The sequence below is a fragment of the Maribacter polysaccharolyticus genome, assembly GCF_028882255.1.
In the GTDB taxonomy this organism is placed as follows: domain Bacteria; phylum Bacteroidota; class Bacteroidia; order Flavobacteriales; family Flavobacteriaceae; genus Maribacter_A; species Maribacter_A polysaccharolyticus.
The window spans coordinates 457,084-475,659 of record NZ_JARBUY010000002.1; the positions used below are offsets into that span (position 1 = coordinate 457,084).

Sequence of the window (18,576 nt, forward strand, 5' to 3'; positions counted from 1 at the left end):
CCATGAAAAATATATTAAGCAAATACAGCAGTTTATTTAAGATAAGTACGGCGCTATTGATATTGGTCTTGGGGGCTTGTTCCGATGACTTTTTGGAGGAAACGACTTATGGCGAAGTATCCCCTTCGGAAATGACCAAGGCCGAAAATGTGGAAAGGGCCATCATTTCGGCCTATAGTGTCCTAAACGGTCAAATAGATGATGCCAGTAACGCCTATAATTCCCCGGCCTCGAACTGGAGTTTTGGAGATGTGCTTTCCGATGATAGTTATAAAGGGGGAGGGGGTACCGGTGACCAAAGCCAGATCCATCAAATGGAATTGTACAATACCGACCCCACGACCTATGATGTGGAACGTAAATGGGTTGCCTTGTATGAAGGGGTAAAACGCGTCAATGAGGCCATGATCCTTTTAGCGACCTCGGAAGATTTCGACAGCAGTTTAAAAATACAGCGCAATGCCGAGTTGCGGTTTTTAAGGGGGCATTATTATTTTGAACTCAAAAAAATCTATGGCCAGATTCCCTATATCGATGAGACGGCGACCACGGTGGCCGACTACGAACGTTCCAATACCGAGTTTACCTCCGAGGAACTTTGGGGTAAGATAGCGGATGATTTCACTGCGGCCTATGAAGCGTTGCCCGATGCCCAGACAGCAGTGGGCAGGCCTACCAAACTTGCCGCTATGGCCTATTTGGCAAAGACCTACCTATTTCAGGAAAAATGGCAGGAAGCCTATGATGCGACGACCTTGGTCATGGGCGGGGGTTATGCACTTTTGGATGATTTCCAGGATGTGTTCCTTCCTGATAACGACAATAGCGAGGAAATTATCTTTGCCGTACAATTCTCGGTCAACGACGGTCAGGCCAACAATTATAACGGCAGTATCGGAGATCGTTTAATGGCCCCAGGGGGTCCTTATTATCCCCAGTATGGGTTCCACCGTCCTTCCCAAAACTTGGTAAATGCCTTTAAGACCGGGGATGACGGGCTTCCAGTGGCTGACAATGTAGATGTTACCGATACCGATTATGTAGATACCCGTATTGATATTACCCTTGCCAGGCCCGGAATTCCTTATAAGGATTTAGGGGTTGAATATGAGGATAGTTGGGCAAGGGATTTGGCCACTTACGGGCCTTATTCTCCCAAAAAGCGGATGTTATCGGCCAACTCATCGTATTATATTACGGTATGGCCCTATGTAAGTGCCCTTAATTACTACATTATCCGCTATGCGGAAGTGTTGCTATGGCGCGCTGAAGCCGCCGTGGAGTTGGGTAATTTGGAGGAAGCCCGATCCCTGGTCAACCAAATACGTGAACGTGCCGCCAATACTGCCCATATAACGACCTTGGAGGGTACTGCCGATGCTGCCAATTATCATGTGGGTACCTATGATACCACGTGGGCGGATGCCGATGATGCGCGGGACAAAGTGCGCCTCGAAAGTAGGTTGGAACTGGCCATGGAGGGCCACCGCTTCTTTAATCTGGTACGCTGGGGCATCGCCTCCGAAGTATTGAACGACTACATTTCGGTGGAAAAGACACAAAGAAGCCATTTGACCAATGCCTACTTTACGGCCGGAAAAAATGAATATATGCCCATTCCGCAGGAATATGTAGATGGCATGGATGAAGGCATGGTAACCCAAAACAGCGGCTATTGATCACTGACATTGACATTTTAGGGCCTCGTATCCTCGGGGCCCTTTTTTTATTGAACAAGAAAATGAAAAAATTATTCTTTTTATTGGTGTTGGGCGCTTCCATCGGATTGGTGGCCCAGAATAAGGGATCGGCACGAACATTCCCAAACGAAAGCCTGCAAAGGTTGCAGGACAAGAATTTTTACCTGTTCACAGCCATAACGGGCGACCAGGAAGTAAGCGCGATCCTGAGAAACGATACGACCCTACAAGCATTTCTAAAGCCCCTCTATTCGGAAAAAAAAGGGAACCCCGAACTCAAAAATGGGGAAGAAGTGATCCGCCCTTTTCTATGGAATGACCAAGATATAGCAACGATCGGAAAGCGATTGGTACAACTGTCCAAGAAGTACAAGGCCATGGCCAATGTAACCCGAAAACTTAAGGAATCGCATAGTTATGCCAATTTTGAAGGGTATTCCGATGATGATTTATGGTATAAGTCCTGGGAACTTTGCGCCAAAGGCATCGATACCATCCTGGAGGTATATGGTTTGGGGAAAGCGCCGTTGTACGATCAAATAGATTCGGTTTCCTTTGATGTGCATTCCAAAATGTATACCTATGGGTTGAACATCCAAAAGGATATGGTTTTGGAGCGCCCCATGGAAGAAACGCTGTTTTTTCAGCCCGGTTTAGAGCTTTCGCTTTCCCTTCTATATACCAACCATCGCGATGAGGCCGTTCGTTACGAACCCTTGGAGGAAAAGGAAAATTCCAAGGCGGTCAAGGCCATCGGAGCCCTTGATTTCTCGGACTACGAATATGCCACTATCGTCGTATTGGGGGGAGGACCCGAGAATTATCGCGATCGACTTTCGATAATGGGGAAAATAAACCTGCTCCTGGCCATTAGGGAATATCGGGAAGGGAAGGCCCCTTTTATCATTGTTTCTGGCGGGCATGTGCATCCGAATAGGACACCGTATTGTGAAGCCGTGGAGATGAAAAAAGAACTGGTACAAATCTATGGGGTACCCGAAGAACGGGTCATCATTGAGCCCCATGCCAGGCATACCACGACCAATATGCGAAATGTGACCCGCTTGATGTTGAGGTACGATATTCCCATCGACAAAAAGAGTCTGGTGGTTACGAATCCCCGACATAGCTCCTATTTGGGAAGTGATGCCTTTAAGGAGCGCTGTGCCATCGAATTGGGATATCAACCCGTAAACCTTCAGGGTCGCCTGTCTCCCTCCACGATGGAGTTTACGGGGAATAGGCAATCGCTCCATCAAAACCCATATCAACCCTTAGACCCATAAATGAGTATGAAAGTGATTTTTAAATGGGTTGTGTTTGGCCTTGTCGGCAGTATCCTAAGTTGCCAGGGGGAAAGGGCCCTGCCCGATGGGAGTGAAACGCCGAGTGACAAGGTAAATGTATTTTTGGGAACTTCGGGTGATCATGGACAGCTGTCCCCTTCGGCGGCATCACCTTTCAATATGATTTCGATAGGGCCGGTGACCCACCCACAAACCCATACGGGTTATGAACACTATGCCAAAGAATTTTTGGGTTTTGTACATACCCATATGGAAGGGGTAGGCTGTCTCGGGGGCGGAGGAAATATCCTCGTTAAACCTTTGGGTGAAGCGGGATTGGAAACCAAACTCCATAAAAAAAATGAAAAAGGCCGTCCCGGATATTATGGGGTGTCCTTTGAAAACGGCATTAAGGCCGAAATGGCGGTCGCCCATAATTATGGCGTTCATAAATACGCTTTTCCCCATAAAGACAAAAGCCTGTTCGTCGCTATATCCCATGCCTTTGTAAACCGCTTTGTGGCCGAAGAACATGTTGTAAGGGGCAATACCGTTCAAGGGTGGGTAGATACCAAGACCGTATGTGACAGGGGGCAGTACCGGCTCTATTTTTATATGGCATTCTCCAATGCGGACACGATTGAGCGTATTGGGGAACATACCCTTAGGGTACACGGTGCCGATGCCGGGGAAATGACCCTGCGTATTGGGTTTTCATCCATCAGCGAAGCCTTCGCTAAAAAAAGGGTGATGGATAATGAAGGATTCGAAACTACACGGGAAAATACTGGGGCACAATGGGATGCTGCTTTGGGAAGGGTCGTCGTTTCCGGCGAAAAAGACCGGGAATCCCTATTTTATTCGTTGTTGTACCGGGGGCTTCAGGCTCCCTTCTTGGTATCCGAACCCGATGGGAGTTTTAAGGCGGTCGATGGTTCGGTACAATACTCCGAAACCGCTATCTACAATGGTTGGGCCATTTGGGATAATTACAGGGAGCAACTGCCTTTGTTGTCTTTGATCTATCCCGATACCTATGGCGACATCTCCCGGTCCATTGCCCAAATGTATCGTTTTGGGAAGAAGGATTGGGCTACCATGAACGAACCTTCGAATACGGTCAGGACCGAGCATGCCTTGATCGTACTCTTGGATGCGTATAAGAAGGGCCATCGACTTCCGTTGGCCACCTTAAAGGATGCTTTGGCCAAGGAAGCCGAGCGATTGGATTTTGCCGCCCCCGATAAGGCGCTCGAATCTTCCTATGACCTATGGGCCCTTTCAGAACTGATGCTTGCCATGGGGGATACGACCAAAGCCAACGAATTCCTAATGAAAGCAATGGATTATAAGACCTTTTGGAAAAAGGATTTTAAGGAGTTGGATTTGCCCGATGTGGACCAAATGGGGGCCAGGGGATTGTATCAGGGGACCCTTTGGCAGTATCGCTGGTTTGTACCCTTCGATATCGAGGGACTTAAGGAATTGGTCGGAGGGGAAGAAACTTTCGTGGCACAATTGGATGAATTTTTTGCCGAGTTCAACTACAATCACGCCAATCAGCCCGATCTTCAGGTTCCCGGACTTTACAATGCCACACAAGAACCTTGGAAATCCCAGAAATTGTTCAGGAATATCATGCTCGATACGGTGGTGCAGTTTTATTTCAACAATAACAGTAAAGGGGTAGACCCTTATATCGGACGCATCTACCAGAATCGGCCCAAGGCCTATCTGCGTACCATGGATGACGATATGGGTACCCTCTCGTCTTGGTTCGTTTTACGGGCCATGGGGCTTTCCCCGGTCAATGTGGGCGAGCCGGTATATTATGTGACGGCGCCGATATTTCAAAATGTGGGTTTGCATTGGCCTTCAGGGCGGTCCTTTAACATAACAGTGTCCAATTACCATAAGGATAATTACTATATCAAATCGGTTCGTTTGAACGGAAAGACTTTGGAACGGAATTGGCTTACCCATGAAGAGATCATGGCCGGGGGCGAGCTCCTTCTGGAAACCGATAGTGTCCCCCATAAAAAATGGGGAACCAGCGACCCCTATATTTCCAAAATCGATTCCGTTGGCCCAGGCCTTCGGGAAAACCCGGTGAATACCGTAAAAACAAAGTAAAAAGACGAGTGTTCGATAATTTGGTTTAGCTTGTAAAGGGCGCGGCTTTTTAGCTGCGCCTTTTTTATTTCTCCGGGTTGGACAAAGCTGCAGGGGGAATTACTTTCTTTTGGCGGGGCTTCCCAATTTTGGCACGTTATCCTCCAGGGCAGCCCTAGGTATTACTTGTTATAAATAGTATATTGCCCTTTTAAAGCCAAACCAATGAAGTTCCTCTTTCCCCTCTTTCTGTTGAGTAATGTATTATGCGCACAGACCAACCGTTACGAAATCTCCTTTGACAATGCCGTACACCACGAAGCGGTGGTACGCGGTACATTTCCCGACCTTAAAAACGATACCGTTGCCTTTCGGATGAGTCGCTCTTCCCCGGGTAGGTATGCCTTGCACGAATTCGCCAAGAACGTATATGGGTTTACCGCGACCGATAGTAAGGGCAAGGATTTGAAGGTCTTGCGTCCAGATCCGTACCAATGGCAGGTGGTAGGACACGATGGCACTATTGCTATTCGTTATACCCTTTTTGCCAATAGGGGTGGGGGTACGTATTCCCAGGTGGATGAATCCCATGCCCATTTGAACATCCCCGCGACCTTTATGTATGCCTCTTCCTTGAAAGACCGGAAAATAGAGGTCGATTTTAAGGTGCGAAAGGATTTGAATTGGAAGGTGGCTACCCAATTGCCTTTGGTTTCCGGGACCACCTATTGGGCCCCAGATCTGTATTATTTTATGGATAGCCCTACCGAAATCAGTAACTTTTCGGTTCGGGAATTCGAGGTGGAAGACCACGGGAAAAAACAAAACGTACGCTTTGTACTCCACCACAACGGTACCGAGGAGGAATTGGATGCCTATTTCGAAAAGGTGAAGAAGGTCGTACTTGCCGAGCGGGAAGTCTATGGAGAATTGCCCGCTTTCGATTATGGCACCTACACGTTTTTGGCCTGTTATATCCCCAATGCCTCGGGCGATGGCATGGAACACAGGAACTCCACCATCGTAACGAGTACCCGTAGCTTGGCCAACGGTGGGGCAGAACGGAATATCGGGACGGTGTCCCATGAGTTTTTCCATGCGTGGAACGTAGAGCGCATACGCCCGAAAGGGTTGGAGCCTTTTGATTTTGAAAAAGCCAATATGAGCGGTGCCCTGTGGTTTGCCGAAGGGTTCACCAGTTATTATACCAGTCTCAACCTGTGTAGGGCAGGCCTTATTTCACCTGAGGCCTATGTCGAAGGCATTACGGGCACGTTTAACTATGTTTGGAACTCCCCGGCACGCCGATTCTTCAATCCGATCGAGATGAGTTATCAGGCGCCCTTCGTAGATGCGGCTACATCGGTAGATCCGGTGAACCGGGAAAATACGTTTATCTCCTATTATTCCTACGGAAGTGTGTTGGGCCTTGCGCTGGACCTATCGCTACGGGAGGAAAAATTGAACCTCGACGATTTTATGAAATTCGTTTGGAACCGATTTGGGACATCGGAGACCCCCTATACGTTAAACAACCTTCAACAAGCGTTGGCCGACTATGCGGGTAGCGATTTTGCCGATACGTTCTTTGGCCAATACATCCATAAGAGTGGCATGCCCGATTACCATACGCTTTTGAACGCGGTGGGGGTTACCCTTAAACAAGATCCCACAGTGCCTTATTTCGGGGCCTCGGTGGCATTGAACGGGGACGGCCATGGGGAGGTCAGCTCCAACCCCAAAATGGGTACGCCCGCCTATGAGGCCGGACTGGACAAAGGGAATGAGATCACCGCTATCAACGGACAGGGCTTTCCCGACGGACAACGATTCAGTGCCTATATTCAAGGACTGAAAGTGGGCGATACCCTAAAAATCGTTTTTAACCGGTACGGCGTGCAAAAGGAGACCAGTGTCGTATTGAAGTCCGACCCCAGCTACAGCCTTTTCCTTTCGGAAAAAGAAGGGGCAAAGGTTTCTAAAAAGCAGTTGCAGCGAAGAAACGAATGGCTTAAAACCGAAGGGGAGTAACTTTATTCAAAACCATTACTCCCCAAACGTAAAGCTTGGGTCGTATTCAACACGGTTGCCCCTGCTAATGCAGACACCAAGAACTACATATTGTAGACACCCCCATTGATGTCCAATGTAGCACCGGTAATAAAACCATCGTATTCGGAGGCCAGATATACCACCGCCCGGGCTACGTCAGCGGCGTTACCTGCCCGTTGTATTGGAATGCCCGCGGTTGTTTCGGCAGCGGATTCTTTTGTGGTATGGGTATTATGAAATGAAGTCCCAAGGATAAGTCCAGGAGCGACGGCATTTACCCGTATGCCTTGAGGACCCAATTCTGAGGACAGCGCTCTTGTAAATGTTAAAATGGCCCCTTTGCTTGTCGAATAGGCCAACGACCCTGGGTGTCCCCCTTTACGCCCCGCCAATGATGCGAGATTAACGATACTGCTGTTATCGTTTTTTGCTAGGTAAGGAGATGCTGCCCGAGTCACGAACATCATGGAGGTAAGGTTAATGTCCATTACTTTCTGCCAAAATGTGGCCTCCATTTCGCTCAGCATTCTACGGGCAACAAGGGAACCCGCATTGTTGATCAATATGTCCAAGCCCCCAAACGCTTCCACGGTCTTTTCGACCAATGCATTGGCATCGGCCTCTTTGGTTAAATCCCCACTTATGGTAACCGCTTTTTGTCCTTTGCTTGTCGCGTATTCCTTTAATTGGTTGGCGGTATCGGCGCTGGAAAAATAGTGTATGGCCACATTGGCACCGCTATCAATGAAGTGCCTGGTGATCGATTCACCAATTCCTTGGGCGCCAGCGGTGATCAGAACGTTCTTTCCGGTTAATTTATTCTGGTTTTTCATATCCTTCCTGTTTTAATCGTTTTGATGATCGTGTAAATTACAAAATATTAATTCGCGCTACGTTATTTTAAAAGTATTCGATACGAACCTTGGCAATATAAGGGATAAAAATGCAACGGTGAATTATTATATTGCTGTTTGTGGCACCACCCACCTTTTTGATATGGGAATTAAAGACTTGTACTGCGGTTATTTTGGTTCGAGATCGGTTTTTCTTTCATAAGTGGTGATCACAAAAATGATCAAGGGGGCATCCCCGATATTTTTGATACCGTGAAACCCACTGCCTTTAATGCTGGTAATGTTCCCTCGTTCTACGTTATAGGTTTTTTCGGGGCTTTCCCAATTGTCCTTTTCCAAGTATTGGCCTTTCCCGGAGATGATCACATACAGCTCTTGCTCTTTTCGGGAACCGTGGGTATGGAAACCAACGGAATCCTTGGAGGTCGGTAAGATCATATAGGCGCCGATCCGGTTATTGACCAGCTCCCCTTTTTCCTCGAACATTTGCAAAAGGTACACGGTGCCATCGCCCCCGTACATCTTGGGTCTTTTGTCGTACCGTACCACCCCTCTGGGCTTTTTGCCAAAGTGGATGGTGTTGAGGTGTACATGTTCGTCGATAAGGGTGTTGAGATAGGTTTTCTCACTTTCGGATACGTCTTCTCTTTTTGATGGGGTCATGATTATAAATATGCTATGGGGTTTAAATAAAACATTTTTTTCCAACCTTGTTTGTCCGAATCCATTCTCCAGACATACGGAACCATGGTTACAATGGAATAGTGTAAATGGGGCGATTTACCGGCAGCATTGCCACTGGAACCGACGGTTCCAAGGGTTGATTTTTTATTCACGAAAGTAAATGACGAGGTTTTTAGGGCATTCATATGTGCGTAATAATGCAGTCTCCATTTGGGTCCCAGGACCAAAACGATATTTCCGCCCACGGGTATTTCCCCGGCATACAAAACCATACCGATGGTTGAAGCATGGATGTCGGTTCCTGTTGCGGCAAAGATATCCACGCCTTTGTGGGTAACGGATTTCCCCCAAGGATAAAACCAAAAGGATTTTGGGTTATAGTCCGATGTGGTGGCACCTTGAACGGGCATTTTCAATTGCTGAGGAATCAAAAAACCGAGGATCAGGAGTGTCAGTAGCATGAGCAGAACCTTTTTTCTTTTTCTCAATGGCGTCTCTGTTTTTGATTAGTGCGAACTATTTAAATAGATGGTGTATGGCATTGTAGAACATGCTGTGATTAAGCCGTTACATCGTAGTATAAAGATACTCATTTTCGGCTGTAGCACCATGCCCTTGGTGCATACAAATGGGGTGTTTTTACGATACTGTAGTGGATGAAAGAGCGAAGGATATGGGTGGTTAATAAGGGCGTTTGTTTTGAAAACCGCTATGTAATCTATTTAGAACCATGATGGCACAAGCGGGACGCTTGCGCCAGCGGGGGTGTTTTTTTATTTCCCTAACCTAAAAATCTATTTTCATTATGGAATTTTAAAAATTCACTGTCAGGTAAAAATTTTGAGGGCAAAAAAATATCTTTATTGTCATATTGGAAAAAGTATTTCTCGAGAGCATCCGATTTTTTTTGTTTCAATAAAGTATTTGATACTTTGATTTTATAATTGGGTGTTATTGTAATTAAACCACGTTCAAATGCTTTATCGTGTAGGGCATTGATTGCAATTCCGTTTCTGGGATTTAATCTGTTTTTCTCGTCAGTACTCCAAGGTTTTATATGTCCGGCGATTAATAGTTCGCTTTGGTTTAAACCAGTAATGCAGCAGGTGTTGTTATAGGACGCTAAAATAGAATTACGAAAAAATGCTTGATTAACTCTTACTTTAACTATTTGTTCCCTTGTTTTTCCATCGGGAAGATCATCTAAATCAATATTGTTGAGTTCTTCAATTGATGTATTTTCAAATTTTGATAAAAGTTTCTCGCTTTCAAAAGGCAATTCCTCCCAGTTATTGTAAAATTCATTCCAAATAACCTTATCCAATTTACTTGTATTGGAGGCACCTTTAATGCCCCTTGCTTGTAAACTTGGGTCAAGGCTAGCGAAATTACCTAATTTAAAAGCTACAGAGCTTGGAGTTCTTCCTATTAACCCTGCTAAATGTATAACTTGCGGATTTAACCTATGTAATTTTCCAAATGGTAGTTTGCAATAAAGGTTTATTGCTAAAATCAATTCATCTCTAGTCCAAAGTTTTTGACCTTTTTTCATTCAATAGCTTTTGTAATTTCTATTGTTTGTCGTTTGCAGATTTTTTAAAGCTAGTTCATAACGGTTAATATAACAATCATAGCTCCGCTAGTGTGAGCGTCAAGCTCGTACCTTTCCTGTTCTTATTATGGCTGCCACTTCCTTCAAAATTACAATAGGCCGAAGCATACAATCGTTGACTATTCTTAAAATTATATTTTCTTGTACTACTGTACTTTCAATCAATTGGCGCTGCTACAAAACCTTTTTTCTACCGAGTTATTGAAATTGTATTTTATGCTCATTTCTAATTTTTACTTTTCAATTATTTAGGCCATATTAAAATCCTTTTTACGCTTACAGGCACAAGCGTGACGCTTGCGCCAGCGGGGGGATGCTTCAATATAGCCGATTAAGGGTGGCGTGAGTTAGTAGGACCTTCATGTTTTTATTCTATAATTTGAACATTCTTTAGCTTCAATTTGGATTGATCAAATTTTAATTGGTCGGCAAAGACTAAAATTTCATTACCTACACGGTTTGAGGCTGATTGGGAAAGTCTGTAGCGTAATTTCTTTTGTTTCCCATAAAGATTTATAATGAAGTCATTATCATCGTATGATACTAACCATTTATGGTTTATTTTCTCCACCTGCTGAGCAAGCTTTTTATGGTCTTTCTTCTTGAAATAGTTCATGTACAAATCAGCACCCTTATGAACGTAAGGTGGGTCTAAGTAGATAAATGTATTTAGTTTTTTTTGATTTAATTGACGAATAAAATTTAAGCCATCATGATTTGTAAGGGAAATGCGGTGTTTAAACTTAGAAATTCTTTCAATCCGTTTTATCAAATCCGTTTTATTAAATCTTGCTGTAATTTTATACTTTCCTTTTTGCTCTAAACCACCAATTGCTCCACCTTTAATTACACCTGAAATATTTGTTCTATTAAGAAAAAAGACTGCCTGACCTAATTCAAATTGGCTAAACTCCTTTGGTTTTTTTTGTACTGATTTGTAATAGTTCCAATTGTCTATATCTACTTGAACATCTTCTACCCAATCACAAAATCGTTGATTGGATTCTAAAATAGATTTCCAAAAAGAATAAATCGAATAATCAAAGTCATTAATGTGGATATGATTTACATATTCGTTGAATAATAGTTTTAAGGCAAGTCCTGAGCCACCGGCATATGGTTCAGCATAATCAACACCAAGTAGTCCATTTTCATAAAAAAGATTTGAAATAAAAGGGAAAATACAGGCTTTGCCACCTGGATATCTAAGAGGTGATTCGAATTGGCTATGTCTTTCGCTATCTTCCATGTGTAATTGTCAAAATTTCACCAAGTATAATTGATATTGCTATTGTTTGGTCAAGGTTATTACTAGCTTGATAATTGTGCGCACCAATATGAAGAAGCTGTGTTAATGAGCCTTCGGTGACATTCTGTGTGGAAAGAGTGGTTTTGGCATCTTTATCTAAATTTTTCTTCGCATTCTTATAATTCTTTTTTAGATATTTGTCCAAAGGCAATTGATTATCAGTAGCTGCAGTTTCACCTAGTAAACGCAAAGACATTCTAACAAGACTTGGGAAATATTGGCTAAAAGTATCTTTTTTTTGCTGATAAAAGCCATATAAATCTACAATGTCACGGTAAAGATCACTTACTTGTCCCGGTTTGAGGTATAACTTACCATTAAATATTTCTGGTTCCCTTTTCTTAGTTCTAGGTGCTTGTTTTTTCTTAAGAGGTGTTATTACTCCTGTGGCATTAATATGAATCTTAGTAAGTGGTTTTTTCTTATTAGTTTCAATCAAACTTCTCGATGATTTATCAAGAACTTCAATAACCTTTCCACGATTTTTTCGAGTATGAATTACTTTAGCAGCAACTTTACTAGAAATGTCATCGAATATGGTTTTAGCTTCGGATTTCGAGTGTTTACTTTCAAGGTCGTCTTGATTAAACTCGAACCCCATTTCTTTAAGTTTTTGATTTGTAAATATTTCTTCTTTGACGAATCTTTGATTTAGGTGTGGGTTGTTGGATATTATACCGGTTGCATCTTCAATTTTTAAAAATGTGCTTTTCGGTTCATTCATATGTTTATGTAAAAAAATATCTCTATCTAAAGGAGACCAAGTACCTGAGTTGCCATGTTTTCTAAAAACATTTTTTATGGCAATCTCCTTGTCACATACATTACATGGAATTATTTTAGGGATATGAGGTAATTTTGTTTTGTCAAACTCTGGAAGCTTTACAAGGTCATGTTTTAGTTTAGCTAATATCATTCTTCTATTACCATCATAAACGACAGGTTTATTGCCATAATAAACTACCGTTGGAAGTTCACTGAAATCATAAAATTCTCTCATTTCTTTGGCTAATTTTAAAAGATTCCATTTGTCGTGGTCATCTTTCCATGCTTTGTCAGTAATATCTTGGTCGTTGCTATTAGGGTCAATTGGGTCTCTTGGATTTTCGGTCCATAAAACCAAGTCTTCAATTTTTATTTTTTCTATTTTTTGACTCATTTCTCTTTATTCTACTTATTCTGGCATGAAGTATAATGGTTGCTTGAATAATTAATAAAAACAATTTTATAATTCAAGGTTACCTTAAAATTCTTTCAAAAGTTGCAGGTAAGCAACCCTAAATAGATAAACCCAAAAAATACCCGATAAAAGGTTAAGGTTGTTAATATTAGGTTTATTCGTTCTATTTTATCTCATAAATATCCAAACAATATTTCACAAAACCTTACAGATATCTGTAATGGCCCTTCCATTTTTATGCTTACATTGATCGGTTTACTTTGTAGGTATTACGTGCCGAATACTGCCGTCTTCATTGTAGTACAGTTTGTCAAAACAGATCGATCGGCGATAGGGGTGTGGGCTCCCTTCATGCCCCCAACCAAATTTTTCCGCTACCTCGGGGTGGTTGCGGTAATAGAGATCCGAATTGTGGTAGAACATATACCATTGCCCTTTGTATTCCACGATCGAATGGTGGTTGGTGCCGCTGTTCATCTTAGGGAGTATCACTCCTTTGTATTCAAAGGGTCCCAAAGGGTCATCACTCATGCAGTACTTGATTTCCCCACTCTCCCCTACATAGGAGAGGTAATATTTGCCGTTGTGCTTATGCATCCAAATGGCTTCGAAAAAGTCATCGGTACCTTCCAACAAATGCACTTCCCCGTCATAAGAGATCATATCCTCGTTGAGTTTTATCGCATTTACGACCAATTGGCCCATATAGAGATAGGCCTGGCCATCGGTATCGATAAAAACGGCCGGGTCTATAAAATCGCGGTTACAGACCACCCCTTCCGAGTTGATGTGTATCAAGGGGGCATTTAAGGGGTCTTTAAACGGTCCGGTAGGGGAATCACCTACCGCGACTCCGATCTTACTCTGTTCCACCGGGTAATAAAAATAATACTTGCCGTTTCTTTGGATCGCATCCGGGGCCCAGGCCATTTTGTCGGCCCAGCTGAGGTCATCCAAGGAAAAAGCAACCCCATGATCGGTCCAGTTTTCCATATCGGTGGTCGAAAACACATGCCAGTCCTTCATGAAAAACCAGTTGGCATCGTCCTCATCATGGGAGGGATACACGTATAAGGTGTCGTTGAATACCCTTGCCGAAGGGTCGGCGGTATACATATGGGTGATAAACGGGTTTTGGGCAAAACATCCCGTTGCGCATATCAGGAGCAACAAGGTAGAAAAGGCATATTTCATTTGGTCTAGGTTTTAGTGGGCAGTTCGGGGCTAGGGGCAACTGGGTTCCCTAGCCTTTAGGCCTCTTAAATTTCCTACAAATAAATGAGGTGACCCAATCGATGGCGATTAACTTTTAAAATAACCGATAAAGGGTAGGGGACGAAATGGGTCTTTGGCTTTGGGATCCCTTCCGATTCCTTACTTTTGTGTACCGAAAGAGGTTTCTTAAAGCAATACACGAATGACCGATAAACTTACCATAGCCTTGGCCCAAATGAACGTGGTGCCCGGGCGGCCCCGATTGAACGTAGACAACATGCTCAATATGATCGAGCAGGCAAAGGCACAATCCGTTGATCTGATCTGCTTCCCCGAAATGTGCGTGGGCGGCTATCTATTGGGCGATAAATTCCTTGAAGATGCCTATTGCGAGGAGTTGATGGGCTATAACGAGGAACTGTTGGCGGCCAGTGATAACATCGCGATCGCCTATGGCAATATTCATGTACATAAGCCCGCCGAGGGCTATCACCCCAATAAAGATGGGCGAAGCAGAAAATACAATGCCGTATATGTGGTGCAAAACGGTGCCTATGTAGAGCGCGTTCGGGAAAACGGCATACTGCCCGTAGGGGTGCAACCCAAGACCCTGTTGCCCAACTATCGGTTTTTTGACGATGAACGTTATTTTTTCTCCTTATTCGATGTCGCCATCGATTATGGGAAGGAACTGGGCGACCTATTGTCGCCATTTTCGATTTCGAAGGGGGACCAAAAGATCCCCGTGGGCATGGAGCTGTGCGAAGACCTTTGGTGCCATGACTATAGGGCCAAAGGCGAACCCATAAACATTACCAAGATCCTTATAGAAGCCGGAGCGGAGAGCATCGTGAACCTATCGGCATCGCCATGGACCTTTATGAAGAACAATGCGAGGGACAGGCGGGTGAAATACCTAAAAGAACAATCGGAAACCTTTGTAAAGTACTTTTATGTAAACTGTGTCGGGGTACAGAACAACGGGAAGAACATGATCACCTTCGACGGGGGGTCTACGGTCTATAATGAGGCGGGGGATCCCTGCATCCTTTCCACCAAGGGCTGGCAAGAGGAGTTGATGGTCATTGATGAAACCGCTTCATTCTCATCAAAAAAGCGGGCCATAGGGAATACGATCAGGGAAAAATACCTGGCCATTTATAACGGATTGAAAAATTCAAGGAACATGTTGGGCGATGATCCCCATTTTGTCATTGGGTTGAGTGGGGGGATCGACAGCTCTTTGGTAGCGACCCTATTGGTGTTGGCCTTTGGGAAAGACAAGGTCGTTGGGGTGAATATGCCCTCCCAATACAATACCGCCAAGACCAAAGGGGCCGCCAAAACATTGGCCCAAAATTTGGGGATCGAATATCTGGTGCTTCCCATCGAGGATATGGTAAAAGCCAACAAAAGTGTTCTGGAATTGGATGGGAAACCGCTGAGCGAATTCAATTTGGAGAACGTACAGGCGAAAATACGTGGGGCTTCGATCCTTTCGAACCTGTCTGCCAAATACAGGTACTTCTTTACCAACAACGGGAACAAGGTGGAAATTGCCTTGGGGTATGCCACCCTCTATGGCGATTGGGGAGGGGCGATCGCCCCCATCGGGGATCTTACCAAAACGGAGGTCGCCGAGATGTGTCGTTACATCAACGAAGTGGTCTACGGGGAGGAGATCATTCCCGATCTGTTATTGCCCGATGCCTTATGGCGTTTTGGGGAGGAGCAGATACAACCCACCGCGGAATTGAAAAGCAATCAGGTAGATCCCATGAAATTCGGCTACCATTGTGCCTTACTGCAAGCAGCGACGAACTTTCAAAAAAAGGGCATCGAGGACATCATGGCCTGGTATGTCGAGGGGAACCTGCATGAAAAACTGGGAATCGGTTTGGAAATGATGCTGCGTTGGCATATTGATGACCCCACGGAGTTTTTAAGGGATCTAGAATGGTTTTACGATACCATACAACGAAACGTTTTTAAAAGGGTACAGAGTCCACCGATCATCCTGACCAGTAAATCGAGCTACGGTTATGACATCAGGGAATCGATCTTACCGGTATTGAAGACGAAAAGGTTCAAGGCACTTAAGGAAATAATCCAGAAGATGGACAAATACAGTCCGGCAAACCAAAACGCTTAGGGATCGTTAGGTATGGTTTGTGGCAGGGCTTACCCAAAAACGCAACGTGCCATAGGGGATGCATCCTGGCCTTCTCCTTAAACCTTCGGGAAGGCAATGTCATACGATGATTGCCAAAAGGGGTTTTGGCAATCATCGTAAACAGGCCCTTGAGGGTGTACTTTAAAGCGGTTCTGTGGCAGGTGGTTTTATCTGTCGGCCTCTTCCTTTACAGTTTTATCTTTACACCGCCATTGATGACAAAACCGTCGACGGGGGCGTAAATGTCCCTAAAGGTGGGGTCGGTGATCGTTCCGGTGTAAATGGTGTCGAATTTTGTTTGTCGTGTGTCGGTAAGGTTTTCAAAATTGATGAAGATCGAGAAATTATCCCATAGTTTTTCTACCATAAAGCCCATGAGCCAATATTGTTTTCCCGTAGCACCGTCATTGAGTTGCTGTGGACTGAAATAGTAAGCCTCCAAGCCCATTTTCAATTTCTCCTCAACTTCGTACATCAGCACATTGTTCAGGCGGTGTTTTGCCACCAACGGATAGGTCGTTGAGGTACCGTTGTAATGTTCATTGACATCGGCATAGGTGTAGCCCACGAACAGTTTAAGGTCCCCATAGGTGATTTTAGTGTTCGTTTCAACGCCTTTGGTGTCTATATAGCCATTGGGTTGTTGAAATTCATAATAATCATTTGTGGTGGTGGTTAGCACCAAGGGGTCATCGACACGGGTGTAAAAGAACAAGGCATTAATGGTGAAAATGGATTTGTCCGAGAGGGCCGTTTTATAATTGAGGTCCAGATTCCCGCCGATCGATTCTTCGGCATGGGTATTGGCCACGTCTAAAGGCAATACATTTCCGAACTGGATTTTTTCGGCATCTTCCGTAAAAACCGTGGGGGATTTATAACCAAGTCCTCCACCGATCCGCATACTCAATTTCTTGTTCAATTTGTACAAGGCGGAAATACGTGGCAAGACAAAAAAGCCGTATTCGTTTTGGTAGTCCCCCCTGAGTCCCGATTCAAGAATGAATTTTTCCGAAATGTTATAGGTGTTTTGGACAAAAGCACCTACCGTGGTATAGTTGTAATCCACGGCGTCTTCTTCGGCCACATTGCTTTGGGTGAATTTGTCCGTCCATAAGTTCAATCCACCGATCCATTCGGTCTTTTCGGTCTTGTGGTTGTAATTGGCTTCACTGAATGAGGCCAATTGGGTTCCGGAAAATTCGAAATCGGGAATTTCAATGTTCCTGTCATAGTAGCTCACACTGTTTTTGAATGCGAATTTGGATTTTTCATCCAAAATGCGGTCAAAACCCAATTGGGTACTTAGACGGTCGGTATTGTTTTTTTCGTAGTAGGAATGTATGCTGTCCCCATTACCTTCTATGTATTCGATATCGCCGCCAATACGTTCTTCCACGGTATTGTTCAACCCAAGATACAGGGTGGTTTTTTCATTGGGATAATAGTAGAATTTCGGGTTGATGGTGTATCGGTTGAATTTCGGAATGGCCGTTAGGCCAATGTCGGCGGGATCATAAGGAGTGCCTAAGTTGTAGGAGGCAAATACGGTGGTGCCCACTTTTTCGAATTTTTGTGAATAATACCCACTAAGATCCAAGCCCAATGCGGAGGTGCCGTTGATTACGAAACTTATTTCGCGTTCTTCTTCGGGCATTTTTGAGATAAGGTTTACGAGGCCCGAAATGGCTCCGCCCCCATAAAGTGTCGAAGAAGCCCCTTTGATGACTTCCACCTGTTGTAGATCCAAGGGCGCAATCTGCATTAAACTCAATCCGCCTGAAAAGCCTGAATACAAGGGGAATCCGTCCCTTAAAATCTGGGTGTATTTTCCGTCAAGGCCTTGAATGCGGATAGAGGAATTGTAACTGGTGGCCGATGTCTGCTGGGTTTGAATCCCGGTACTTTCATTCAGTAGCATCCTAATATCGCCGGGCTTCATATTTCCTTTTTCCTCCAATTCTTCGCCGGCAATCGATTCTACCCTAGTGGCAATATTGTCGATGGTACGGCTACTACGGGTCGAAGAAATAACGACTTCCTCCAAATGTTCCCCTTTACTTTCAAGCAGTATGACCAAGGGTGTCGTGGCCACAAGGGGAAAATTATAGGTTTCTTTCCGGGTTTCATAACCGATATAACTGAAAACGATGATCTGTTCGCCGTCGGGAATGTCCTTTAATTCAATGTTGCCATTGATGTCCGCAATGACGCCATTGGTGGTGCCTTGCACAACTGCCGTGGCACCCATTAAGGGTTCTTGTGTTTCGCTGTCTTTTACGACCGTTCGTAAAGTGTTCTGACCGAATACCGCTGTTAGGTTGATAAGGGCGATACACAGCATGATGGTTTTTTTCATTACTGATGATTTCGTTAATGTTGTTGAAAATGAAGCGGTG

At 44.4% G+C, this 18,576-nt stretch carries 13 protein-coding genes; 5 read left to right on the forward strand and 8 right to left on the reverse strand.

Annotated features, from left to right (window positions below; genetic code table 11):
• The first annotated feature begins 2 nt into the window (after window positions 1-2).
• The 4 genes from PHU20_RS07910 to PHU20_RS07925 all read left to right on the forward strand — a co-directional run bounded on the left by PHU20_RS07910 (window position 3) and on the right by PHU20_RS07925 (window position 7,129).
• Complete coding sequence (locus tag PHU20_RS07910; RefSeq protein WP_274824815.1) at window positions 3-1,679, forward strand: RagB/SusD family nutrient uptake outer membrane protein; 1,677 nt, start codon at window positions 3-5, stop codon at window positions 1,677-1,679.
• The gene (locus PHU20_RS07915) at window positions 1,676-2,986 is read left to right on the forward strand and encodes a YdcF family protein (protein WP_274824816.1); all 1,311 of its coding nucleotides are present in this window, start codon (window positions 1,676-1,678) and stop codon (window positions 2,984-2,986) included. Before PHU20_RS07910 ends, PHU20_RS07915 begins: the two co-directional genes overlap by 4 nt.
• 6 nt (window positions 2,987-2,992) lie before the next feature.
• Window positions 2,993-5,119, forward strand: a complete 2,127-nt coding sequence (locus PHU20_RS07920) for a glycoside hydrolase domain-containing protein (RefSeq protein ID WP_274824817.1) — start codon at window positions 2,993-2,995, stop codon at window positions 5,117-5,119.
• 204 nt (window positions 5,120-5,323) lie between these two features.
• The gene (locus PHU20_RS07925) at window positions 5,324-7,129 is read left to right on the forward strand and encodes a M61 family metallopeptidase (protein WP_274824818.1); all 1,806 of its coding nucleotides are present in this window, start codon (window positions 5,324-5,326) and stop codon (window positions 7,127-7,129) included.
• Between the two features lie 83 nt (window positions 7,130-7,212).
• Here PHU20_RS07925 and PHU20_RS07930 read toward each other — a convergent pair whose 3' ends face one another.
• From PHU20_RS07930 to PHU20_RS07960, 7 genes are all read right to left on the reverse strand, one after another.
• On the reverse strand, window positions 7,213-7,983 hold the full coding sequence (locus PHU20_RS07930) for an SDR family NAD(P)-dependent oxidoreductase (protein ID WP_274824819.1): 771 nt from the start codon (window positions 7,981-7,983) through the stop codon (window positions 7,213-7,215).
• A 189-nt stretch (window positions 7,984-8,172) separates the two neighbouring features.
• The gene (locus tag PHU20_RS07935) at window positions 8,173-8,667 is read right to left on the reverse strand and encodes a cupin domain-containing protein (protein ID WP_274824820.1); all 495 of its coding nucleotides are present in this window, start codon (window positions 8,665-8,667) and stop codon (window positions 8,173-8,175) included.
• Between the two features lie 2 nt (window positions 8,668-8,669).
• Window positions 8,670-9,149 carry a M23 family metallopeptidase gene (locus PHU20_RS07940; RefSeq protein WP_274824821.1) on the reverse strand — a complete coding sequence of 160 codons (480 nt, stop codon included), beginning with the start codon at window positions 9,147-9,149 and terminating at the stop codon, window positions 8,670-8,672.
• Window positions 9,150-9,469: 320 nt separating this feature from the next.
• Window positions 9,470-10,240: an HNH endonuclease gene (locus tag PHU20_RS07945; protein WP_274824822.1), complete on the reverse strand. Its 771-nt coding sequence runs from the start codon at window positions 10,238-10,240 to the stop codon at window positions 9,470-9,472.
• A 427-nt stretch (window positions 10,241-10,667) separates the two neighbouring features.
• On the reverse strand, window positions 10,668-11,549 hold the full coding sequence (locus PHU20_RS07950; protein ID WP_274824823.1) for a DNA adenine methylase: 882 nt from the start codon (window positions 11,547-11,549) through the stop codon (window positions 10,668-10,670).
• Window positions 11,539-12,768, reverse strand: coding sequence for a hypothetical protein (locus tag PHU20_RS07955; protein ID WP_274824824.1), 1,230 nt, complete (start codon window positions 12,766-12,768; stop codon window positions 11,539-11,541). Before PHU20_RS07955 ends, PHU20_RS07950 begins: the two co-directional genes overlap by 11 nt.
• 276 nt (window positions 12,769-13,044) lie before the next feature.
• Window positions 13,045-13,983 carry a family 43 glycosylhydrolase gene (locus PHU20_RS07960; RefSeq protein WP_274824825.1) on the reverse strand — a complete coding sequence of 313 codons (939 nt, stop codon included), beginning with the start codon at window positions 13,981-13,983 and terminating at the stop codon, window positions 13,045-13,047.
• A 223-nt stretch (window positions 13,984-14,206) separates the two neighbouring features.
• On the opposite strand from PHU20_RS07960, the gene nadE reads away from it, so the two are divergent.
• Entirely contained in the window at window positions 14,207-16,156 is a 1,950-nt protein-coding gene (gene nadE / locus PHU20_RS07965; protein ID WP_274824826.1) for an NAD(+) synthase, read from the forward strand.
• Between the two features lie 208 nt (window positions 16,157-16,364).
• On the opposite strand, the gene PHU20_RS07970 is transcribed toward nadE, so the two are convergent.
• Window positions 16,365-18,536, reverse strand: a complete 2,172-nt coding sequence (locus PHU20_RS07970) for a TonB-dependent receptor (RefSeq protein WP_274824827.1) — start codon at window positions 18,534-18,536, stop codon at window positions 16,365-16,367.
• Window positions 18,537-18,576: the final 40 nt, after the last annotated feature.